Annotated in this window: 19 protein-coding genes; 9 read left to right on the top strand and 10 right to left on the bottom strand. The window is 70.2% G+C overall.

All coding sequences use genetic code 11. The annotated features are described in order from the left end of the window. Positions 1-50 precede the first annotated feature (50 nt). The 3 genes from mobF to IEX47_RS02505 all read left to right on the top strand — a co-directional run bounded on the left by mobF (position 51) and on the right by IEX47_RS02505 (position 6,496). On the top strand, positions 51-5,942 hold the full coding sequence (gene mobF, locus IEX47_RS02515) for a MobF family relaxase (RefSeq protein WP_188782394.1): 5,892 nt from the start codon (positions 51-53) through the stop codon (positions 5,940-5,942). A 66-nt stretch (positions 5,943-6,008) separates the two neighbouring features. Further along, on the top strand, positions 6,009-6,176 hold the full coding sequence (locus tag IEX47_RS02510; RefSeq protein WP_188782393.1) for a hypothetical protein: 168 nt from the start codon (positions 6,009-6,011) through the stop codon (positions 6,174-6,176). A 32-nt stretch (positions 6,177-6,208) separates the two neighbouring features. Continuing rightward, the gene (locus IEX47_RS02505; protein ID WP_188782392.1) at positions 6,209-6,496 is read left to right on the top strand and encodes a hypothetical protein; all 288 of its coding nucleotides are present in this window, start codon (positions 6,209-6,211) and stop codon (positions 6,494-6,496) included. On the opposite strand, the gene IEX47_RS02500 is transcribed toward IEX47_RS02505, so the two are convergent. From IEX47_RS02500 to IEX47_RS02475, 6 genes are all read right to left on the bottom strand, one after another. Continuing rightward, complete coding sequence (locus IEX47_RS02500; RefSeq protein ID WP_188782391.1) at positions 6,493-7,314, bottom strand: M48 family metalloprotease; 822 nt, start codon at positions 7,312-7,314, stop codon at positions 6,493-6,495. The genes IEX47_RS02505 and IEX47_RS02500 overlap by 4 nt on opposite strands. A 139-nt stretch (positions 7,315-7,453) precedes the next feature. Beyond that, entirely contained in the window at positions 7,454-7,822 is a 369-nt protein-coding gene (locus IEX47_RS02495) for a hypothetical protein (protein WP_188782390.1), read from the bottom strand. Then, positions 7,819-8,520 (bottom strand): hypothetical protein, encoded by a 702-nt coding sequence (locus IEX47_RS02490; RefSeq protein WP_188782389.1) that lies wholly within the window; start codon positions 8,518-8,520, stop codon positions 7,819-7,821. The genes IEX47_RS02495 and IEX47_RS02490 overlap by 4 nt, the downstream gene beginning before the upstream one ends. Then, positions 8,517-9,995 (bottom strand): type IV secretory system conjugative DNA transfer family protein, encoded by a 1,479-nt coding sequence (locus IEX47_RS02485; protein WP_188782388.1) that lies wholly within the window; start codon positions 9,993-9,995, stop codon positions 8,517-8,519. Before IEX47_RS02485 ends, IEX47_RS02490 begins: the two co-directional genes overlap by 4 nt. 121 nt (positions 9,996-10,116) lie before the next feature. Next, entirely contained in the window at positions 10,117-10,719 is a 603-nt protein-coding gene (locus IEX47_RS02480) for a hypothetical protein (protein WP_188782387.1), read from the bottom strand. Positions 10,720-10,796: 77 nt separating this feature from the next. After that, entirely contained in the window at positions 10,797-13,940 is a 3,144-nt protein-coding gene (locus tag IEX47_RS02475) for a VldE C-terminal domain-containing protein (RefSeq protein WP_188782386.1), read from the bottom strand. A gap of 205 nt (positions 13,941-14,145) precedes the next feature. Here IEX47_RS02475 and IEX47_RS02470 point away from each other — a divergent pair, with 205 nt between their 5' ends. From IEX47_RS02470 to IEX47_RS02460, 3 genes are read left to right on the top strand one after another with little or no spacing between them, the layout of a single operon-like run. Then, complete coding sequence (locus IEX47_RS02470; protein WP_188782385.1) at positions 14,146-15,231, top strand: tyrosine-type recombinase/integrase; 1,086 nt, start codon at positions 14,146-14,148, stop codon at positions 15,229-15,231. Positions 15,232-15,259: 28 nt separating this feature from the next. Then, positions 15,260-15,619 (top strand): helix-turn-helix domain-containing protein, encoded by a 360-nt coding sequence (locus IEX47_RS02465; protein WP_188782384.1) that lies wholly within the window; start codon positions 15,260-15,262, stop codon positions 15,617-15,619. Positions 15,620-15,657: 38 nt separating this feature from the next. Beyond that, positions 15,658-17,451, top strand: coding sequence for a site-specific integrase (locus tag IEX47_RS02460; RefSeq protein ID WP_188782383.1), 1,794 nt, complete (start codon positions 15,658-15,660; stop codon positions 17,449-17,451). Between the two features lie 339 nt (positions 17,452-17,790). Here IEX47_RS02460 and IEX47_RS02455 read toward each other — a convergent pair whose 3' ends face one another. Continuing rightward, on the bottom strand, positions 17,791-18,150 hold the full coding sequence (locus tag IEX47_RS02455; protein ID WP_179652831.1) for a winged helix-turn-helix transcriptional regulator: 360 nt from the start codon (positions 18,148-18,150) through the stop codon (positions 17,791-17,793). 122 nt (positions 18,151-18,272) lie between these two features. Here IEX47_RS02455 and IEX47_RS02450 point away from each other — a divergent pair, with 122 nt between their 5' ends. The 3 genes from IEX47_RS02450 to IEX47_RS02440 all read left to right on the top strand — a co-directional run bounded on the left by IEX47_RS02450 (position 18,273) and on the right by IEX47_RS02440 (position 19,713). Continuing rightward, complete coding sequence (locus IEX47_RS02450) at positions 18,273-18,689, top strand: DoxX family protein (RefSeq protein ID WP_188782382.1); 417 nt, start codon at positions 18,273-18,275, stop codon at positions 18,687-18,689. Positions 18,690-18,694: 5 nt separating this feature from the next. Continuing rightward, entirely contained in the window at positions 18,695-19,168 is a 474-nt protein-coding gene (locus IEX47_RS02445) for a luciferase domain-containing protein (protein ID WP_444544072.1), read from the top strand. A gap of 86 nt (positions 19,169-19,254) precedes the next feature. Next, positions 19,255-19,713 carry a VOC family protein gene (locus tag IEX47_RS02440; RefSeq protein ID WP_188782380.1) on the top strand — a complete coding sequence of 153 codons (459 nt, stop codon included), beginning with the start codon at positions 19,255-19,257 and terminating at the stop codon, positions 19,711-19,713. 366 nt (positions 19,714-20,079) lie between these two features. Here IEX47_RS02440 and IEX47_RS02435 read toward each other — a convergent pair whose 3' ends face one another. From IEX47_RS02435 to IEX47_RS02425, 3 genes are read right to left on the bottom strand one after another with little or no spacing between them, the layout of a single operon-like run. Further along, positions 20,080-20,805, bottom strand: a complete 726-nt coding sequence (locus tag IEX47_RS02435; RefSeq protein WP_188782379.1) for a hypothetical protein — start codon at positions 20,803-20,805, stop codon at positions 20,080-20,082. Between the two features lie 16 nt (positions 20,806-20,821). Further along, the gene (locus IEX47_RS02430; protein WP_188782378.1) at positions 20,822-21,307 is read right to left on the bottom strand and encodes a PaaI family thioesterase; all 486 of its coding nucleotides are present in this window, start codon (positions 21,305-21,307) and stop codon (positions 20,822-20,824) included. After that, complete coding sequence (locus IEX47_RS02425; protein ID WP_188782377.1) at positions 21,300-21,920, bottom strand: TetR/AcrR family transcriptional regulator; 621 nt, start codon at positions 21,918-21,920, stop codon at positions 21,300-21,302. Before IEX47_RS02425 ends, IEX47_RS02430 begins: the two co-directional genes overlap by 8 nt. Between the last annotated feature and the right edge of the window lie 286 nt (positions 21,921-22,206).

Genomic DNA, 22,206 nt, shown 5'->3' with positions numbered 1-22,206 from the left:
GCCGGAAGTGATCGCACAGCGCACCCGCGCGCACGTAGGTGACTGTGACGATGAGCCTCCACAAGCTGACCGCGGGATCGGGGTACGACTACCTGACCCGCCAGGTCGCAGCGATGGACGCCACCGACAAGGGCCACACCGGGCTGGCGAGCTACTACACCGAGAAGGGTGAGACCCCCGGCGTGTGGGTCGGCTCCGGCATGGAGGGACTCGACGGGCTCGACGCCGGCGACATCGTCACCGCCGACCACATGCAGAGCCTGTTCGGCTCCGGTCACCACCCGCTGGCCACCCAGCGGACCAAGGACCTGGACCTGCGCATCGGCCGCGACGGCGTGGACCGGCCGACCGAGGTGGACTACAAGACGGCCCGCCAGCTCGGCACGCCGTACAAGGTCTACGAGAACGACATCAGCCCGTTCCGGATCGAGGTCGCCAAGCGCATCGCGGCCATCAACGAGGCCGCCGGCCTGCCGGGTGACTGGCCGGTCCCCGCGGCCGACCGGGCCAAGGTCCGCACCGAGGTCGGCACCGAGTTCTTCCGTGCCGAGCACGGCCGCGACCCCGCCGACGCACGTGAGCTGGCCGCCGCGATCGCCAAGCACTCCCGGCCGAAGACCAACGCGGTCGCCGGCTACGACCTGACCTTCTCCCCGGTCAAGAGCGTCTCGGTGCTGTGGGCGATCTCCGACCCGAAGACCGCCGCGGTGATCGAGCGGGCCCACCAGGCGGCGATCAAGGACGCGCTGGGCTTCATCGAGTCCAAGGCACTGTTCACCCGCCGGGGCACCAACGGAGTCCGCCAGGTCGACGTCCGCGGCCTGGTGGCCACGGCGTTCACCCACCGCGACTCCCGCGCGGGAGACCCCGACCTGCACACCCACGTCGCCGTGGCGAACAAGGTCCAGACGCTCGACGGCAAGTGGCTGGCCATCGACGGCCGGCCGCTGCACAAGGCGGTCGTCTCGGCCTCGGAGACCTACAACACCGCGCTCGAGCGGCGCCTGGTCGACGCCCTGGGCGTGCGGTTTGAGGAGCGGCCGAACGAGGACGCACGCAAGCGGCCGGTGCGCGAGATCGTCGGCGTCGATCCCGAGCTGAACCGACGCTTCTCCAAGCGCCGCGCCAACGTCGAGGACCGCCGCAAGGTTCTCGCGGCCGCGTTCCAGGCCACCCACGGCCGCCCGCCCACGCCGGTGGAGACCATCCAGCTGTCCCAGCAGGCGACGCTGGAGACGCGCGAGGCCAAGCACGAGCCGCGTTCGCTGGCTGAGCAGCGCGAGACCTGGAGCCGTGAGGCCATCGAGGTACTGGGCACCCCTCAGCGGGTCAAGCAGATGGTCCACGGGGCGCTGAACCCGAAGGGTGCAGCACGGTCGCTGGCCGACTCGGCTTGGTTCGCCAAGACCACCGACCGAATCGTGGCGACGATGGAGAGCGGTCGCAGCACCTGGCAGTACTGGCACGTCTACGCCGAGGCCCAGCGGCAGGTCCGGGGTGCCAACGTGCCCGCCAACCAGGTCTCCCAGGCTGTCGACCTGCTCGTCAGCGAGGTCCTCGACGGCCGCTCGGTGAGCATGGCCCGTCCCTGGGACACCATCAGCGAACCGGTCGAGCTGCGGCGCGCGGACGGGGCCTCGGTCTACACCCAGAGCGGCGCCGAGCTGTTCACCTCGGGCAAGGTGCTGGCCGCCGAGGAGCGCCTGGTCGAGGCCGTCGGCCGCCACGACGGGTACGCGGTCGAAGCGTCCTCGGTCGACCTGGCGCTGCTGGAGTCGACCGCCAACGGCATCACCCTCAACGCCGGACAGGCCACGCTGGTCCGCGAGATGGCCACCTCCGGCGCTCGGCTGCAGCTGGCGATCGCGCCCGCCGGATCTGGCAAGACCTCCGCGATGCGCGCCCTGGCCAGCGCCTGGGCTGATGGCGGCGGCACCATCATCGGCCTGGCTCCCTCAGCGGCGGCCGCGGACGCCCTGCGCTCGCAGATCGACACCCAGACCGACACCCTGGCCAAGCTGACCCACTCGCTCGAGCAGGCCCGCGAGTCCGGCGCTGCGATGCCCGCCTGGGTCGCCGGCATCGACTCCTCCACCCTCGTGGTCATCGACGAGGCCGGGATGGCCGACACCCTGTCCCTGGATACGGCGGTCTCCTACATCCTCGAGCGCGGGGGCAGCGTCCGGCTGATCGGCGACGACCAGCAGCTCTCCGCGATCGGCGCCGGCGGCGTGCTGCGCGACATCCGCGCCACCCACGGGGCACTGCAGCTGACCGAGCTCGTCCGGTTCAAGGACCCCGCCGAGGGCGCCGCATCGCTCGCGCTGCGCGAGGGCAAGCCCGAGTCGCTCGGCTTCTACCTCGACCGCGACCGCGTCCACGTCGGCGACCTGGCCACCATGACCGAGGACGTGTTCGCGGCCTGGCAGACGGACCGCGGCGCCGGGCTGGACTCGATCATGCTCGCCCCCACCCGCGACCTGGTCAGCGAGCTGAACCAGCAGGCCCGCGCCCACCGTCTCGAGGGAATCGACCCGGCCGACGTTGCCGCCAGCGGCCCGGTCCGCCGGCTCGCCGACGGCAACGAGGCCTCGATCGGCGAACTGATCATCACCCGCGAGAACGACCGTCGCCTGCGTACCTCGGCCACCGACTGGGTGAAGAACGGTGACCGCTGGAACGTGCTGGAGATCCACGACGGCGGCGAGCTCACGGTCCAGCACACCCAGCACGGCCGCACCGTGCGGCTGCCCGCTGACTACGTCGCCCGGTCCACAGAGCTCGGCTACGCGTGCACCGTGCACACCGCCCAGGGCGTCACCGCCGACACGATGCACGGCCTGGCCACCGGCAGCGAGTCGCGCCAGCAGCTCTACACGATGATGACCCGCGGCGCGCACGCGAACCACGTCTACCTCGAGGTCGTCGGCGACGGCGACCCGCACTCGGTGATCCATCCGACGCTGGTCCGGCCGCTCACGCCGACCGACATCCTCGAGTCGATGCTGGCGCGCGACGACACGCAGCGGTCCGCAACCAGCCTGCTGCGCGAGCAGGCCGATCCGGCCACCCGGCTCGGCGAGGCCTCCCAGCGCTACCTCGACAGCCTCTACGTCGCCGCGGAGGACCTGCTGCGCCATGACCACGTAGGCCAGGACGCCAACGGCGACCCGGTCAACGTGGTCGACGCCCTGGACAACGCGGTCGAGACGATCCTCCCCGGGCTCGCCGACGAGGCCGCGTGGCCGACCTTGCGCGCCCATCTGCTGCTTCTCGGCGCGGCCGGCGAGAACCCCGTCGTCGCGCTCCGGGCCGCTGCCGGCGACCGGGAGCTGGAGAGCGCGCACGACCGCGCCGCGGTCCTCGACTGGCGGCTGGACGCCTCCGGCCTGCGCAACGCCGGCGCCGGGCCGCTGCCGTGGATGCCCGCGGTCCCCGCCCGGCTGGCCGACGACCCGCACTGGGGCGCCTACCTCTCCCAGCGTGCACACCTGGTTGAGCAGCTCGCCGATCAGGTCCGCACGCGGGCGAGCGACCAGGCCGCACTGCCGGTGTGGGCACAGAACGGCCTGCGGCCCGAGGCCGCCACGGTCGCCGACGTCGAGGTCTGGCGGGCCGCCATGCAGGTCCCAGTCGATGACCGGCGCCCGACCGGTGCACCGCAGCTGCAGAAGGCCTCCGCGACCTGGCAGCGACGGCTCAACCGCGCCGTCACCGGCGACCACACGCCGGCGCTCAAGGAATGGCGCCAGCTGCTCTACTCGCTCGCTCCGCAGGTCCGCGACGACGAGTTCACCCCGCTGCTCGCCGAGCGGCTGGCCGCGATGTCCCGCGCCGGCGTCACCGCCCACGAGCTGCTGCGCACCGCTACCGCGGCCGACCACCCGGCCGGGCCGCTGCCCGACGAGCACGCCGCGGCGGCCGTGTGGTGGCGCATGGCCCGTCAGCTCACACCGGCCGTTGCCGCCCAGATCGGCGATGGTTCCCACGGTGAGAGCGTCACCACCGAGTGGACTCCGCGGCTCGCGGACCTGTTCGGTCCCGAGCGCGCCGCGAGCATCCGGGCCAGCACCTGGTGGCCCGCGCTCGTCGCGAATGTGGACCACGGCGTGCAGCGCGGCTGGCAGGTCGAGGCTCTGCTGGGTGCCGGGCGGGCGATGCCGAGCGACGGCTGGGAGGGCGTCGACGAGTGCCAGGCGCTGGTCTGGCGGACCTCGATCGCGCTGGAGACCGCTCCCGACGAGCACGCGCACTCCTACGACTTCGACGAGCCGCCCGCAGACCTCTGGGACGGGATCGAGCCGGACCCGGCGACACTCGTCGACCACGCCACCGACCCCGACTGGGCCGACTGGCCGCTCGCCGAGGACCCCGGCCCGTACGACGAGCACCTGGTCGACGCCGTTGCCGGCGACCCGGTCGTCGTCGACGAGGACCAGTTCGTCGAGCCCGACCTGACGCTGGCCGCCTACATCCGCGACCTCGGCGGCAGCCGGCTGGAGCCCACCGACGCCGATCTCCGGCTCATGTACCAGCGAGCAGACGAGTGGCACTCCTCCCCCGTCTCGCGTGAGCGCATGCTTGAGATCAACGACATGGCGCGGGCCTTCTTCGAGGGCCGGTTCACCGACTCATGGGGCCGCGACTACCTCACCGGCCGGTTCGGCGTCGACCTCGCCGGCGACGAACGGTTCCGTCCCGGTCAGGCGCCGGCCGGGTGGACCAACCTGGTCGACCACCTGCGCGGCCGTGGTGTCAGCGACGTCGAGATGGTGGCCACCGGCGTCGCGACCGAGGCCAGCACCGGTCGGCTCATCGACCGGTTCCGCGACCGGGTGATGTTCCCGGTGATCCACCAAGGCGAGGTCCTCGGCTTCGTCGGCCGACGCCGGCCCGACCTCACCGACACCGACAAGGGCGGTCCGAAGTACCTCAACACGGCCGACACCCCGCTGTTCCACAAGGGCGCCCAGCTCTTCGGTGTCGTCGACGAGCTGCTCGCCGAGGGTGCGGTCCCGGTGATCGTCGAGGGCCCGATGGACGCCGTCGCAGTCACGATCGCCAGCGCCGGCCTCTACGTCGGTGTGGCGCCGCTCGGCACGTCGCTGACCGACGAGCAGGCCGCCCAGCTGGCTGCCGTCGGGCGTGACCCGATCGTGGCCACCGACGCCGACCTGGCTGGCCAGGTCGCGGCCGAGCGCGACTTCTGGATGCTCACCCCGCACGGCATGGACCCCGGCTTCGCGCGGTTCCCCGACGGCCTCGACCCGGCCGACCTGCTGGCCCAGCGCGGGCCCGCGGCACTCACCGCCGCGGTGGCCAGTGGCCAGCCGGCCTTCCGCTCACTCGGTGACCAGCTGCTCAACGAGCGGCTGGACAACCTCGCCCCGGAGCAGGCACAGATGGCCGCCATGCGGGTCATCTCGGCACGTCCCAGTAGCGCCTGGGAGCCGGGCGTCAACCAGGTGCGGGCCCGGCTGCAGCTCTCTCAGCTGCAGGCGCGACGCGACCTGCGCGACGCGGTCAAGACCTGGGATGCCGACCCGCGGAAGGCGGCGCTGGCCGAGCTGCACAAGAGCAGCGAGGTCCGCGCACGGTTCGCGGCCGCGGCCGAGAAGACCCCGGCCGAGCGGTGGGCCCCGCTGGCTCGCGAGCTCGACCCGCGGCTGCTCGAGCAGGGCGACTGGCCGGCCACCGCGGCGATGCTGCAGCAGGCCCACGAGCAGGGTCACGACGTCGGTGCCGCCACGCGCGGCCTGGTCGCTGAAAAGCCGCTGGGAGACAGCCCGGCCCGTGACCTTCGCTACCGGATCGTGTCCCGCCTCGAGCTCCCGATCGAAGGCGAAGGCGCACCCGCGCCGACCCAGTCGCAGGGAGCGGCTCGCGACCGGCAGGACGTGAACCGTCCGCGGCCGCCCCGCCCCGGCACTCCGCGTCGCTGAAAGCGGGCCGAGGACCGCGCCGGTCGCTAGCCTTGGGCGGCCCAGCCCCCGGCCGATCAAGGTGCCATGCCCGACCCGAAGCAGCCCCGCCGCGCGACGCGTACCCAGGTACGGCAGTTCCTCGCGGCCGCCGGCTACGAAGGCACTCCCCCGACCTGGTCACCGCGTACGTCGACCTGGTCGGCGCCGCAGGCCGACCCGGGCTCCCGCGTCATCGGCTGGCGGTGCACCTGACCGCACAGTCCCCGGGATGGGCCGCCCCCGCGTTGTCGGACTTCGAGGACGCCTGGCGAGAGCAGCAGCAGGCACGAGAACAGGCCTCCTCCGCGGCTCGCGACACGGCCACGCGCGACGCAGAACGGGCCGCGAACCACGTCGCCGGCGTGTGGCAACGCACCGGTGCGGGACCGACCTGGACCGAGCTGGGCGACGAGCTGGGCTGGCCGCCGTCGCTGCGCGCCAGGATCATCCGCCTGCTAGCGAGCGAGGGCGTGCTGACCTACAGGGCGGAGCCGCGGTCCCTGGCAGCGGCCGAGGGAAGCGCCGAGAGCTAGTCGGCCTGCTGGTCGACCAGGTGTCGACGCATCGCTGAGAGCCGGACCTCGGGGTCCGGGTGGGTCGCGAACCAGCGGCGCTCGATCAGCGCCCACGCGCGGCCGAGACCGCCGGCGGGCAGTGGCCTCGCGACGTTCTGCTCGTAGAAACCCATCAGCTCGGCGGCCGCCTCGAGGTCGCGAGTCAGCTCAACCGCGAACAGATCGGCGGCGATCTCCTCGCGCCGATCGAAGGCGACGCGGAGACCGAGGAAGGCCACCGCGGCGCTCATCGTGGCGAGGAGGGCCGGCGCGGCCAGCTGGGGCGCGGCCAGGAGAGCCGTGACGGTGATCCCGACGCCGGCCAGCATCAGAGCCAGGTAGCCGACCAGCCAGCTGTAGCGAGCCGCGGCCGAGGAGCGCTCGCGCCGGATGACGTGGGCGAGCTCGTGTGCGGCCAGACTCTGCACCGCGGCGGGGCTGAGGCCGGTGAGCGCGGCCTGCGCGAACACCACGGTGGCAGGGCGCCCGGCCCGGAAACGGGTCACGGCCAGACCACCATCGCCCACGGGACGGTCGTCGTCTCCGGTGGGCGTACCGAGGTAGGCGACGACGTGGGTCGCCGGGGGCGTGACGTTCGCCAGAACAGCGACGGACGCCATCGCCGCGGCGGCCTGGTTCTGCAGTACGTCGTCGACCGGTCCAGCGTGGCCGCGCGTGCGCCAGCTGGCGGACCAGGCCGAGAGGACCTTCGTCAGCGCCATGATCACCACGAAGGCGCCGACGAGGTAGGCGATCGCCACGATGAGGAGGAGCGCTGAGGCCACGGGATCGGACACGTTCTATGCGAGAGGGTTGGTTGCGAACAGGGCGCTCAGAATCGCTCCCTGACAACCGGACGGGCGGGAGAGCCCACAATCCGGGGTTCAGCGTCTCTCAGCGGCGCCGTGAGGCCGATTCGAGCCCGTCTGGCGCACTTCATCGCGATGGAGTGGGCGCGAGCTCCACGTCCGTGGTCGACGACGTCGACGGGATTGCCCGGTCCTCGGCCGCTCGGCCCCGGGCGGCTGTCGCCGGCTCCGCGAGGTCCTCGGCCGCCTCGACCACCTGACGCTGCTCCTCGGTGCTCGGTACGCCGTAGCGCCGTTCGGCCATCGCCTCGACCTGCGCTACCGCGTTCCACACATACTCACCCGAGCCGTGGGAGTAGCAGGCGTTGACGTGTTCGCGCGCGTGGCCGAGTTCCTTCTTGCTCGAGCGCGGGTGCTCGCCGAGAGCCTTGAGTGCGCGCTGGGCTCGGCCGATGGCCTCCGAGCGCTCCTTCACCTGCATCGTTGCCTCTGTCATTCCCTCGGTCCCTTCTCGGTTCGGGTGCGCGGCTCAGGTCCGCCCGTCTCGTCGTCCTGGATCTCGCCCGTGTCGAGGTCGACCAGGCCAAGCCGCGGTGGACCGGCAGGCGGTTGTTCGTGTGCTCGCCGGTTGACGGGAAGAGCGTCGATGTCGTGGGCGAACGCGTTCTCACGCCGCTGGGTGCTGGTCTCGCCGAGGTGCTCGCTGTGGCGCGGCTTGGCCGGCCAGCTCTTGTGCTCGTCGTCGCAGTGCGTGCGCAGCCTGTTGCGCATGCGGTCGGTGAACGACGGCAAGCAGTAGCGGTGCCACTCCTCGAGCGCGTCGCTGGTCATCGCCAGGCCGGCCCGCCGGCGCTGGTCGGCCAGGACGGCGATCTCATGGACCAGGTGCGGGTGCAGAGGCCAGCAGCTGGGGATGAGCCCGGAAACGTCCCAGGTGTACTCGCGGTTGAGCCAGATCACGACGTCGTCGAGCCACTCCCACAGGTCGTGACGCAGCTCGGGGTCCAGGCAGGTCGCCGGCTCCCAGGGCCGCGACAGCAGCGCGTGGTTGCCGAGGGCCTTCTTCTCCTCCTCGGTGCCGTTGATGGCGATGTGGAGCTCGCGGTAGGCGAGGCGGACATGGTCCCCGGGGACAGGGAACGGGAAGACCATCAGCGCGGGTGCCGCCCGGCGGGTCTGCTGCTCGGTGGTCACAGTTCACTCCTTGAGTGGTCGGTCTCGTCGTCGACGAAGCCGAGACGGCGTGCCTCGACGAGCGCGGCGGTAGCGCGAGCTTCGGGGGTGATGACCATGCGCCGGTCGTTGGTGAGGCGCTCGCGCAGCGCCCGCTGGTCGGCCAGCAGTCGCTCGCCGGCCTTGCCTTCGACGCAGCGGTGCAGCTTGGCGATGATCGGCTTGCCGTTCTCGGCAACCACCAGGGCCTGGCGTTCAGGCAGCTGCCGGACTTCCTCAGGCCGCATGATCGGGATGTCGTCGCCGGAGAAGCTGCGCCCACCGCCACTGGCTCCGCCGGTGGAGTGGGTGACCCGGCCGATGCGGACCGTTCCGAGGAGGTCGGAGATCTCCTGGTTGAAGGCGACGTCCTTGGAACCGCCGAACATCACCAGGGCGTTGGTGAGGCCAAGCAGTGCCCGGGCCTCGTGCTCACCGAAGATGCTGGTCAGCTGGGGCCGGGTCTGGGCGGCCCAGATGAACGACAACCCCAGGGCACGCTCGTTGGCCATCCGGGTGCGCAGCGTCGGCAACGGGGCGGTCGACGGCAGCTCGTCGAGCACCGAGACCAGGGGCGGACACAGCCGGCCGCCCCACGGCGAGCTGTTGGCCAACAGCAGGCCGGTGTCCAAGACGTGCTCGGCCACGGCGGTCATCAGCGGGCTGGCCGAGGCGTAGGGGTCTTCACGGCCCAGGAGGTAGATGGTGCCGCGCCGACGGATCACGTCGGCCAGATCGGTGGCGGGACGACCGGGGCTGGGAATGCAGCGGCGGCGGATGTCGGCCTGGAAGAACAGCGACACCGCCTGCTGCACCGTAGTGACGGTGTTGCCCGCCGTGCGATCGTCACCGTTCAGCGCACCGTGCAGCAGGCCGTGCCAGAACGGCTCGGCGTGCGGGTGCCGCCGCAGGATCTCCATCGGCTGGGAAGCTGCGCTGGGGTTGGCGACCCACTGCAGCACGTCCTCGAGAGTCCTACCGGTCAGCGCCGCGGCATGGAAGTAGCCCTGCAGCACCTTCGCGGACTCGGCGGCGTAGAACCGCGCCGCATCGTCGCCGGTGCCGCCGGTGATCGCGCCCTTGACGGTACCGGCGGTGAACGCCTTGGCGCGCCGCTCGGCCACCTTGGGGTCCACGCAGCCGGCGATCGGGTCCCAGATCAGCTCATCGACGACTCCCTCGGCCAGGCCGAAGGGATCGAGCACCACGCACGGGCGGTCATCGCGGGAACGTTCGGTGAGGCTGAGCAGCAGGTCCTCGACCTTCGTCAGTGTCACCAGAGCGGCACCCGGTGCGCCGAGGAGCGCAGGGGTGAGCAGGTCGAGGGTCTTGCCGGATCCCTGCGGGCCGATCACGCCGGCGGTGCGGTCCCACGGCACCCACAGCTCGCCGCCTCGCGGCTCGTGGGCATCACCGATGCGCCAGCCGACATCCCAGGGGTCGAACCTCAGCTTCATCGGGTCACCTCCGGGATCGTGTCCCCGCAGGGCTCGAGGCAACGGCGGCAGATGATGACGCCCATGCGGCGGCGGGCGCGGGTGCGGAGTGTCGGCCTGCCGCGCAGAGGGGTCTCGTTGCTCATCGGTCTTCCTTCGTTCGGCGGCCGTCCAGGAGCCACGGACTGAGGCCGTGGCCCAGCTGCGGGCCGGGCTGTTCGGTGAAGTCGCCGGCGGCGCGCTGGGCAGGTGCCGGCGTCGCGGAGGCGTGCTTGCCGTAGAGGTCGGGCCGGACGATGCCGGCGACCTTGCGGAGCCGGGTGACGCCGAGCAGCTTCTCGGCCTCGGCTGCAGTCGCCATGCCGCGCATGCGGCCCGGGCCCCAACGCTGGTAGGCCCACGCGCCGAGCCAGATGGTCGCGGTCAGCAGCGCGACCTCGGTCAGGGCGAGGCTGCCCCAGACCAGACCGCTACCGGCCAGACCGTCGGGGATGGGGCTGGGCAGCCCGGCGTCGGCGCGGCCGCCGAGGACGCCGGGAAGGCTGGTCCAGAAGGCGGTGCCGATGGGTGAGGGGAACGCGCCGGCGTTGGCGTCAGGCCAGGTCCATCCGGCGCCGGCGAGCAGGTTCGCGACCGATCGGCCGAGCTGGATGCCGATGACAATGACGAACAGCGTCGCCAACGCCACCGCAACGGGGATCTCCCAGGTCCACGGGTAGGGGTCTCGTCGTCGCTCACGCTGCATCGGTCTGGCCACCTCCAGGCGGTCGTGGGTCGTAGGGCCTCGCTGGTCACCTATGTGCCGTCAGGACTCCGCTGCGATCACACGGCGCTACTCGGGCGTGATGCGTTCTCTGCAAGCCAGGTCGAGGGATCGACGTTGTCGGGGCCGTAGATGGAGCCGTTCTTGAGGTGGACTTCAAAATGGAGGTGGCAGCCGGAGACGTTGCCCTCCTGGCCGACCTGGCCGATCGGCTCGCCGGCGGCGACCGTCTGGCCACGGCTGACGCTGACGGTCTGCATGTGGGCGTACCAGGTCGTCAGGCCGCCGCCGCTGGTGACCTTGACCAACTGCGGCCCGGCCCAGGAACGCTGGGTGGTGTCGATCTCGATCGTGCCGGCGTGGGCGGCGTACACGGTCGTGCCGCAGGGCGCAGAGAAGTCCGTGCCGGTATGCCACTTGGACCAGTAGGGGCCGGTCTCGTGCCAGTTGTGGTTGTCGGTCCCGACGTACTGCGCTGGCACCGGGAAGACCACCTCGTCGCAGGACGCGCCCTCGAGGCCGACCGGGGAGACCTTGCCGCCGGGCAGCACGTTGATATGCGGGTGATCCATGTGGTTGGCGGTGGTAGACCCCCGGTCCTCCATCCGCCGCCAGCCCTCGTCGGCTCGCGCGACCGACCAGATCCGCTGGTACCAGATGATGTAGTCGATCCCGAGCTCGCGAGCGTGGGCCTGGGCGTACGCCGCGAGGGCGTCGCCTTGGGCCTTGCCGGCGGGCGTCAGCGGGACCATGAAGTCAGCCGCCAGACCGGCCGGGTGGCCGTTCGGGTCGGTGGCACTCGCGCGATAGCCGCCGACGGTCTTGATGTCGAACATGGGGCCGAGGATGTTGACCAACTGGGTCAGCTGCGGCTTGACCGGCCCGAGGCTGTACTTGGCCTCAGCAGTGCCGGAGTCGACGGCGCACCCGGCGCTGCTGCCGGCGGTGGTGGCGGTCACCAGCGGGTGGTCGGCGATCTTGCTGGCCTGGGTGCTGGTGTCGACCTCGGCGCTGGCCCAGGTGAGGTTCGCACCGTAGACGTGGTCGATCGGTGCGTCCTTCTTGGGCATCTTGCAGGGCTCGGCAGATCCGCCGAAGGCGTTGCTCAACTCAGGGGTCAGTGCGCAGTGCGAGGCGTTGTTGCCGTCCTTGCCGTCGTTGAAGTCGCCCAGGATCACCGCAGGGGTGCCGGTGCCAGCGAGGTCGCTCATCGTGGCCAGCTGGCGGCGCAGAGCCTCCTGGCGGTGCCCGGCGGCGTTCCCTTGAGTGTTGGCCGGGTTGTGGATGCTCCAGACCCAGATCACCTGGCCGGTGGTCGTCGACTTCAGCTGCACCAGGGGCATGCCGACGTCCTTGCCGCCGAAGTAGGGGATGTCGACGAGGCGGCCGTCGGTCTGCTCCCACTCGTTGCGGTCCCAGATGACCCGGTTCTGTGCCGTCCCGCTGGCCGGGTACATCCCCCACTTGGCCGCGTACTGGCTCTCCAGCGCCTTGGCCTGAGGGCCATGCACCTCCTGGAGGCCAGCGATCGAAACGCCGGCGTTCTCGATCGTGCGCATCGCGCCGGGGAGGCGCTTGTCCCAGGTGTCGTACCCGGGCCGCTCCCCCGGCTTGTCGGTGTGGCCGGCGCCGAGCAGGTTGAGTGTGCCGAGGGTGATCGGGTTGACCGTCTCGCCCTGGCAGTCGGCGACGTTCGTGGTGGAGCCGTCGTCGGGCAGATCCGGCAGGTCGCCGCCGAGCAGATCGGTCATGTCACCGGCGACGCCCTCCCACTGGGCGTAGGCCTCGGGGTAGCCCGAGCGCTGCACGGCCTGGGCGGCCTGGGTCAGCGGCATGTCCTGCCAGCCCGGGATGTCGAGGAGGCCGGGATTGCCGGTGTGCTGGGCCTCGCCGAAGAACGCACGAGCAGCGAGCACCGGGTTGGTGACCTCGGCACGGCTCCCCCAGCCCGTCGAGGGACGCTGCTGGAACAGGCTTCCTGAGTCGCGGTCACCGCCGGTGAGGTTGACCAGCTTCGACTCCTGGATCGCGGTGGCGATCGCGATCTGCAGCCCGTAGCGGGGAACCTGGAGGTCGCGGGCGACCTGGGCAATGGTGATCGCGTTGCGGGCCTGCTCGGCGGTCATGGTCGGGTAGTTGGACGCGAACCGCAGACGCATCAGCTGGGCGAGCACGTCGCCGGTCGGCGGCTCGGCGGCCGTCTTGGCGGTGTGCGCCGCGGGCACGATCCCGTCGTCGGCGGTGGTGGTCTCGGGGACGGTCTCCGGGCCGGCGCCGTTCATCGCGATGCGGGCCGAGAGCCAGTGGTGGTCCGACACCATCGTGCCGTCCCAACCTTGCTCGAGGCGGGCGCCCTGGTGGTGCGGGAAGAATATGAAGTCGACTCCGTGGTTGTGCCAGCCGTAGCCGGCGGCCTTCATCTTCGCGGCGGCCGTCCAGGGGATGTCGGTGTAGGAGGCCTGGGTGTTCATGTCGCCGCCGATCAACACCGGGCCGTGGGCGGCGAGGGAGTTGCGCAGCTGCAGCAGGATGTCCATTCCTGCGCCGTACTGCTGGTGCCGGGTCAGCGGCGGGTTGCCGTGCTGCTTCGGCCAACGGTGCGGGTTGGTCATGTGGTGGGTGGAGACCACCGAGACCACCGTTCCGTCGGCGCGCCGCAGCATCACCCACGTCGCGAAGCGATCCCACGTGACCGGACGCCCGTCGTAGAAGGTCTTGTCGTCGTCGACGAGCTGGACCCGGCCGCCGTTGACCTTCGTCCAGGTCGAGCTCTTCCAGAGCACGACGTTGCCCATGGCCTGCTCGGCGCCGTCGCCGGTGCCGGCCGGCGCCGACACCCGGAAGGCCGAGTAGCCGGGGGCAGCTGCTTCGATCTGCTCCAGGCTCCAGCCGCCGGCCTCGTTGAGCGTGACGAACTCGGGGTTCTTGGACAGGACCTTGGGCATGGATGCCCGGAACCCGTCGAGGCCGGAGCGGCGCGGGATGTTGGCATGGGCGAAGGTGATCGTGCCGTTGACCGGGCCGCCCACCGGCCCGTCGATGGCTCCGAGGTCACCGAGCTCGGTGGGCGCGGTGCCTTGGCTGCTCTGGGTGCGGCACTCGGCGGCCGCGGTGGTGGTCATCACCACCATGAGCGTCACCAGGAACGGCAGCCCCATGAAGATGATCAGGACGGGCAGCCCTGCGAGCAGCAGCTTCTTCATGACAGGTCAGTCCCGAGGTCGCACGCGCTCAGGCGGCAATCTCTAGGAACTCAGGTTCGATCAGGCGTCCATGCGCTCCGATCTGCGTTTGTGCAGGTGGCGTCGGTTCAGCTCTCCAACGGGCCTGAATTGACAAAGCGTCACCTCGAACGACGGTTTGGCTGTAGCATCGATGCATGATCGCTTCCCTTGAAGTCGGTGACTGATGGGTTTGGTGGCGTTGCCGGGCGGCAGCGCTGTTGATCCGGCACTTATAGGTGCGCAGGCGGCCGCGGACTTCGAGCAGGAGCTGGTGGACCAGTACGCGCTGGCGATGTCGGCGGCAGGTCTGACGGACCGCCACATCGGCGGGACGCGGGCGATCGTCATCGAGTTCGCTCGCTCGCTGTCGACTCCGCTGTGGGAGGCCACCTGTGCGGACGCGGACGCGTTCTTGGCCCAGCAGCGGCGGATGGGGCTCAGCGTGTCGACCCGGGCCGGCAAGGCCGGCGCGCTGGCGGGCTTCTACGAGTTCGTGATCGCCCGCTACGAGGGCGCGATCCGCCGCACGACCGGTGTCTTGGTCGAGCAGCCGATCGATGAGTTCAATCGCCAGTCCGGGGCATCGCTGGGCAAGGTCCGGGTTCCGCCGTCGGATGAGGAGATCGACTCGCTGTTCACCGCCTGGCGCGGGTCGGTCACCCAGGCACGCAAGTACCTTCCCGCGGCCCGCGACTACTTCGCCGCCTCGCTGTGGCGCCGACTCGGGCTGCGTATCAACGAGACCGTCATGCTCGACATCCGCGACTGGCGCCCCGATCTGGGTGAGTTCGGCAAGCTCCACGTCCGCCACGGCAAGGGCTCGGGCGGCCGCGGACCGAAGCCGCGGCTGGTGCCCGGAATCAACGGCGCGAACCAGTTGATCGACTGGTGGCTGGCCGAGGTCCGTCCGCAGTACGGCGAGGATTGGGCCGACCCGGACGCGCCACTGCTGCCCTCTGAGCGGTTCGACAGGGACTTGGACCGCTGTGGACGTGTCGGTGCGAACGCGCTGCGCCGCGCCCTGGGGATCCAGGTCGACGAGTGGTTGCCGGCGTGGTCGGGGCGAATGACGCCACACGTGCTGCGGCACTACTGCGCATCGTCGCTGTACGCGGCCGGGATGGACATCAAGGCCCTCCAGGAGCTCCTTGGCCACCAGTGGCTGGCCACGACCTCGGGCTACCTCCACGTCCGCAGCGATCACATCGAGCGCGCGTGGAACAGCGCGAGCGACCGCGTCGAGGCCCGCCTGGGCCTCCGTACCGACTGACCCAACCGAATCGAAGGAGAGGATCCAGATGCAGTGGAGCTTGCGGCTGCGGGCCGCCGAACGAGGGATCTGGAAGTCCGCAGAACTTCGGCGGATGCTGGCAGATGCCGGACTGGAAATCAGCGCCGGGAAGATGTCGTCGTGGTGGGCCGGTACCCCACCGACCATGCGGCTCGAGGAACTCGACGTGCTGTGCACCGTGCTCGAGTGCTCGCCCAATGACCTGATGACCCCCGAGCCCGACAAGGTCGCCGCGCGCCGTCCTCGCAGCACCGATGCAGCCAACGGAAACGGCAGCAACGAGAGCGGGGAGCCGACCGACAGGGCCAGCAAGCCGCCGACGGTCAACCCGCGGCTCGGCAAGCCACGCTCTACGCCGCCGCTGTAGGCCCAGCTCACACCTGCCACGGACACGACGAGCACGGCATGCCAGCGCCCGGACCGAACGCGCCCATGCGGCTGCCGCCCAAGTGCAGCTCCTGCCAGGACCGCCGGGTTGCGTGGACCAGCCCCAGAGTTGATTTCTGCTATCGGTGCCTGCCCGGTGGCCCGTTCGCGGCACCATCGTGCACGGGCTGCGGCTCTCGCAACGACTACTTCAGTCAGGGTCTGTGCAGTCGATGTCACCCCCGCAGCCCGGAGCACATCGGGTCCTGCAAGGGCTGCCTGGCCTGGGGCGTCTACCCCCGCCACAACTGGACCTGCTGGTCCTGCCGCTGGTGGCAGACCCACTACCCGAAGGGCACCTGCACCTACTGCGGCCGCGCCAGCCACGTCAGCGACCGACAAGCCTGTCGCCTCTGCCTCGAGAATGCCCGCCTCGAACAGAAACCCGGGCGGGCACCCGATGTCGCCGCGGGGAACAAGGACAGCCAGCAGCTGTTCTTCGCCAACATGGTCTTCAAGCGACGCGCGACGCCGGTGCCTGACTACGTCAGCTGGGCTGGCCGTTGGTCGAAGAAGAACAAGAACCAGCTGCCCTACCAGCCAGGCACCAGGTTCAACGATCACGCGCTTGAGCAGCTGGCCCTGTTTGAGATGGACCCCGACCCCGAGGTTCTGCGCCAACGCCTCCTGGTGGAGGACAGCGAACTGACGCGTTACTGCGCGGCCATCGTCGCCGACCACGCCCGCCGCTATGGCTGGAGCGTCAGGCAGCGCAATGCCGTGATCCAGTCCCTGCGGCTGCTGCAGATCCTGCGGCCCACTCCCACCGCGAAGGTCCGCGCTAGTGACGTCGTGTGCTTGCGCCGCTACGACGGCACCATCACCTCCACCCTCGACGTCCTCGCCGAAGCCGACCTGCTGATCGAGGACGTCCCGACCCGGGTTGAGCGGTACTTCAACGCCAAGTTCATCGAGTCCGGCGCCCTCCCGGACGCCATGCGGGAGCACCTCCAGCTGTGGCTTCAGGTCATGCTCGGCGGATCCCGGCAAGCACCGCGCCAGCTGCCTCGCGAACCCGAGACCGTCGAGCTCCACATCCAGGGCCTCGTGCCCGTCGTGCAGACGTGGGTCGAAGCCGGGCGCCAGTCGTTCGCCGAGATCAGCAAGGACGACATCCTGGCCGCCCTCGCGGCCCTGCCCGCCGGCACCAGCCACCGCCACTTCGCCGAGAACGGGCTGATGTCGCTGTTCAAGATCCTCAAGGGCCGCCGACTCGTCTTCGCCAACCCCATGAGGGGCATCGACCTGACCCGTGTCGCCACGAGCCTTCCGCTGCCGCTTGACCCCGCAGTGATCCGGGCCGAACTGGACTCGCCGAACCCGGCCGTCGCGCTCGCTGTGGCTCTGGTGGCCTTCCACGGACTGACCGGCAAGCAGGTCGGGGAGCTGCAGCTGACCGACATCGTCGACGGTCGCCTCCACCTCGGCGGTCGCGACATCCCGCTCGCCGCACCCGTCAGGAGCCGGCTCGCCGCCTGGCTCGACCACCGCAACCGAACCTGGCCGGCCACCGCGAACCCATACCTGCTCATCAACCGACGCACCGCGCCGCGCCTCGTCCCCAGCGGCCCGTCCTTTCCCTGGAAGGAAAGCCGCATCCGCCCACGGGCCCTGCGCGAAGACCGCATCCTGCACGAGATCCACGCCACCGGCGGCGACGTACGCCGCATCTATGACCTCTTCGGCCTCAGCGTCGAAGGCGCCACCCGCTACCTGAAGACCGTCGAGCACCCCGACCTGAGGAACGAGGACCAGCCTGGCACCCGACCATGACCGTGTCTTTACGTACCGCGCGGCGCGGGTCGAGAGTTGTCGCAACATCCTCACGCCACCGATAAGCAACCGCAGCGCGCACGATTCGGACATTCTGGCGCTGCTGACTTTGGTCACGGGCCGCAGCGTGGCGGCTCAGCGTCCCCGCATCCGTCCCCCCGAACCGTCGAATGGCGGGGGGACGTGGCGCCCTACACCGCGTTTATGCAGGTCAGGCGGCGTCCCCCCGAAACATCAAGGAGATTCCAGAGCCGGTGGCTCGAGTGGTGGAGGAGGAGTCCCGCAAGCGGATCCACTTCTCGCGGAGCTCGGCGCGACAAGCGTTCGTGGTCGGTCTGCTTACCGGCGTCGCGAGTCCGCGGCGCTGCGGCCCTGCGCCGAGCTGGTCGATCCTGGAGGTTCCCACGCCGCAGCCCATTGGGCTATGGACTCGATCACCGGCGCCAGGGAGTGGCCCTTGGTCGTCAGCGTGTAGTGCACGGTGGTGGCGGAGGAGGCGCGTTCCACCACGCCCTCGCGCTCGAGCTCGCGGAGCCGCTGGGCGAGGAGCCGATCGGTGAGCCCGGGGATTCTTGAGCGGATCTCGCCGAAGCGGTCGGCTCCGTCGAGGAGTGCGCGGATGATCGGGCCGTTCCAGCGCCGCCCGATCAACTCGACCGCGCGGTGGAAGACCGGACAGTAGCCCTGTGTCTCGTCCATGCAGACAACCTCCGCGGCCGACGAGTCGCCGGACCTTGACTCTTGCCAACGCCGTTCCCGGAATGATACTCCTAGAGTCACTTACAAAGAGTAAGTGACTACTTCGCATACGAGGAGCTCTCATGGACGTTCTGGTCCTCATCGGCCGGATCCTTTTCGCGCTACTGTTCCTGGGCGCCGGGATGGGCCACTTCAGCCAGCGGGAGATGATGACCGGCTACGCGGCGAGCAAGGGTGTGCCGGCCGCAGGGTTGATGGTGCCCTTCTCTGGTGCGGTGAGCATCCTGGGCGGCCTCATGGTGGCCGTCGGGGTCTGGCCCGACCTCGGCGCCCTGCTGCTGGTCGCCTTCCTGGTGCCGACGGCGGTGCTGATGCACGGCTTCTGGCGCGAGACCGACCCGGCGAGCAAGGCCAACGAGCAGACCCAGTTCCTCAAGGACCTGTCCCTCGCGGGTGCCGCGCTCGCCCTGTTCGCGTTCTTCGCCTCCGCGGGCGACGAGCTCGGCCTGCTCGTGCTCGGCCCGGTGTTCACGCTGTGACCGGCTTGCTAGTCGACCTGCCCGCCCGCGGCGGCGCCAGGCCGCGCACTACCCCGAGCAATCCGCACACCCAGCTCGATCAACAACCGGAGGACGATCGGCCGCGCCGCCTCCTGGAGGAGCGGCTCGCCCAGCTACCCGGCGTGGTCTGGCGGCCCAGCATGATCTCGGTCCCGGGAGCGCGCGCCCTGACCCTGCCGGAAGACGCCGCGCAGGGCCCGCCCGAGGCCTTCATGATCGGCACCGAGTTCGCTCACCTGCACCCCGCACCGGACCACTCACTGCACCTGGTGCTGCCGCCCGACCTCGCCTCCCGCGTGATCGAGACAGGCTGGGCAGAGCATCACCCGGTCGCCCGCCGCGGCCTGATCACCTCGGGCGCGGTGATGATCTACGCACCCCGCGACGAGGAGGAGGCAGAACTGGTCGCCCAGATCGTGACCGCCGCCTTCGAGTACGCCACCAACGCCCCGGCCTGACCAGCCGTACTGACAGAGCGCCGACGTGACCGGCATCCGGGCCACTCGGGTCCGGACCAGTCGAACAAAGATCGGAGTCAGCCATCATGCGCATCCACGAGCTCGGCCACCTGGTGCTCTACGTCCGCGACCTGGAGCGCTCACGGCGGTTCTACCGAGACGTGCTCGGCTGGAACGAGATCCGCGGGGAGGTCCCCCTGCCGGTCCCCGCGGCGGCGTTCTCCTCCGGACGCACCCACCACGAGCTGCTGCTCATCGAGGTGGGCCCGGCCGCGGCGCCGATGCCCCCGGGGCACCGTGTGGGCCTGTACCACTTCGGCCTCAAGGTCGGCGACAACGACGACGACCTCCGCGAGGTCGTGCGTCACCTGACCGAGCACGGGGTGCAGATCCAGGGGGCCAGCGACCACACGATCACCCACTCGCTCTACATCGCCGACCCCGACGGGCACGAGATCGAGCTCTACGTCGACGTGATGGCCACGGAGGAGTGGCTCGCCGACCCCTCGGTGGTCTTCGCCCCGATCCGTCACCTACGTCTGTGACCCTCCGTGCCTGGAGCGGCGCAGGCCGCAGCGTCTGGCCATCGGCATCCAGTCCGCTGCCCAGATCACCGGCCGTGCTGAGGTGACAAGGCCGGCACCGTGTTGCTGCGCTACTCACTTACGACAATCATGCCGTCTCTCAGATGAGTATGACGGCGGCCGATTGCGCGATGGGTCACGAGGGTGAAGGGAGCGAGCGAGCCCCGCACGCGCGGGGGGTCCGGATCGCCGCGGTGTCCGTGCTCCTCGCAGTCCAGCATGCCCCGGTGCTCGGACGGCTGACGGTTCACCTGCATCGAGCGCGTCACTGCGAAACGCCTGGGCGTGCCCGGAGACTACGGATCGTGGTGTTGAGGTCCCATTCGGTCAGCGGATGTTGGGGCCGGTCTTCTCGTCGAGGTTGCGCACGTGCCGCTCCACTCTTCGCAGGGTCCGTTGGAGGTTCTCGAAGTAGCCGGGGAGTTCTTCGAGGACGGCGGTGCTTCGGTTGAGCCGGTCCAGACTTCCGGGCAGTGGTCCGGTGGTGGAGGCGAGACTGCGCAGCGGCCGTTCCATCTTGTCCAATGGTTCGACGAGGCTTTGGTCGAGGCTGGCGAGGCGGCCGTCGAGCCGGCGCAGGGAGGTCTGGAGGTCGCCGAGCTGGCCGGACAGTCGCGCGAGTTTGGGTGCGGCCTCGCCGAGGGGTTTGGAGGTGCGTTGCAGCGTCTCGAGGTCGCGCAGAAGTCGGTCGACCTGGCCGGCGAGGGTCTCGATGTGCGGCGCGACCAGGGACAGGTCTTTCGTCGCTCTGACGACCGGCGGGGTGACCTTCTTGACGTTGCGGTCGATCCGCTGGACTTGGTCGAGGGTGTCGGGGGCTCGGTCGACGACCTCGAGGGTTTCGGGCATGCGGGTGGCGGCTTTGGCGAGGCCGGGGATATGGGGGAGGAGCAGTGCGAGTCCGAGGGTCAGGACGAGGAGGACCAGCGCGACGAGGGCCGCGAGCGCGCGTACCGCCCAGAGCGGAAGAGCGTTGTGAAGCATGAGGAACCATCCTTGCGTTGACGGGCAGCGGGTCCCGCTGTTCGCCTCGGGCAACGGCGTGTTGTTCACCCGCCCGATGCTGCGGTCACTGCGTACCCCGGGTGAAGTGGTCGACACCGACGGTGACGAACACCGCTGTCGACGTTGCGACCAGGAACCCGTCGCGGTCGGTCAGGCTGGCGGCGAGGAACAGTTTGCGGCCCTCTTGATTCGTCACGCCCGCCTCCATCCGATAGGGGGTGCCGATCATGACCGGCGCTCGGTAGTCGACCGTCAGCTGGCGGGTGACCGCGGGTGCGCCGACGAGGTAGAGCAGGAATCCGTAGAGGTCGTCGATGACCGTGGCGACTGCGCCGCCGTGGGCGATGCCGGGAGCGCCGACGTGCCGGTTGTCGAAGGTGTGCTCGGCCACGACGCCGTCCCCATAGCGGCGAACCTGGAGGTGATGGCCGTGCGGGTTGTCGGGTCCGCAGCCCAGGCACTGCTCGTGGTGGGGCGGCAGGTCGACTCCTTCCGCGTGCGGCCGGAACTTCTCAGCCCAGGTGGCAAGCATCGATTTCAGGTCAGTCATGGGATGGACGGCCTCTCAGGAGTTGGGCCCAGGCTGCGAGGACCTGTTCTTGGCGGTGGCCTGGGTGGGAGGTGAGCAGGCCGCTGACCCCCCTGCCGAGGAGGAGGTCGAGGGTGAGCCGGATCGTGACCGGGTCGTCGGTGACGTAGGTGCGACAGATCTGCGCAAGCTCCTCGTTGACGCGCTCCTCGGCTGGGATCAACTGGGCTCGCAGATCGGGATGTGAGCGGGCGGCCACCCACAGTTCCAGGGTGGCGGCGTACAGCGGACCCGAAAGAGCCTCTGCCAACAGCCCAAGCGCAGCCTCCTGCGGCTCGATCCGACTCCGAGAACGCTTCGCCCCTTGAGGCGTGGCCGGGGACAGGTCGGCCAACGCCTCGCGTACTCGCCGCAAGCGCTTCTGTGCCAGATACTCGACCGCCGCGACCACCAACTGGTCTCGGGTCCCGAAGTGATGCAGCTGTGCGCCCCGTGACAGACCGGCCTTCTCGGCCACGGCGGCACTCGTGGTACCGGTGTAGCCCAGGTCGACCAGGCACGCCACGGTGGCCTCCAACAGCACGTGACGGGTGGCTGCGGAGCGTTCCTCCTGCCGCCTTGCCTGCACTGACACAGCCACACCTTACATGCAGGCACGAATGTATGTATGTCGGGAGCGTCGAGTTCCCATCCGACGGCGGGCCGGCCATCCTGAACGATGCCGGGACCCGACGTCTGTCGGTCAAGTTCGGCGATGCTCGCCGACGACGACCGCTACACCTCCGCCACGCTCGCGGAAGGGTCTCAGGTCAGTCCGGCCGTGATAGCCGCCGAATGGCCGAGGCAGCGACGTTTCCTGCCCAGCGAATTGGAGGGAATACGGGAGCGCTGGTCCGATTGCCGGCGGGGGGTCCTGAACG

This window comes from Nocardioides phosphati, assembly GCF_014646375.1.
Taxonomy (GTDB): Bacteria; Actinomycetota; Actinomycetes; order Propionibacteriales; family Nocardioidaceae; genus Nocardioides; species Nocardioides phosphati.
The sequence above is the reverse complement of the archived record's forward strand: the minus strand, read 5'-3'. Positions and strand labels throughout refer to the sequence as shown.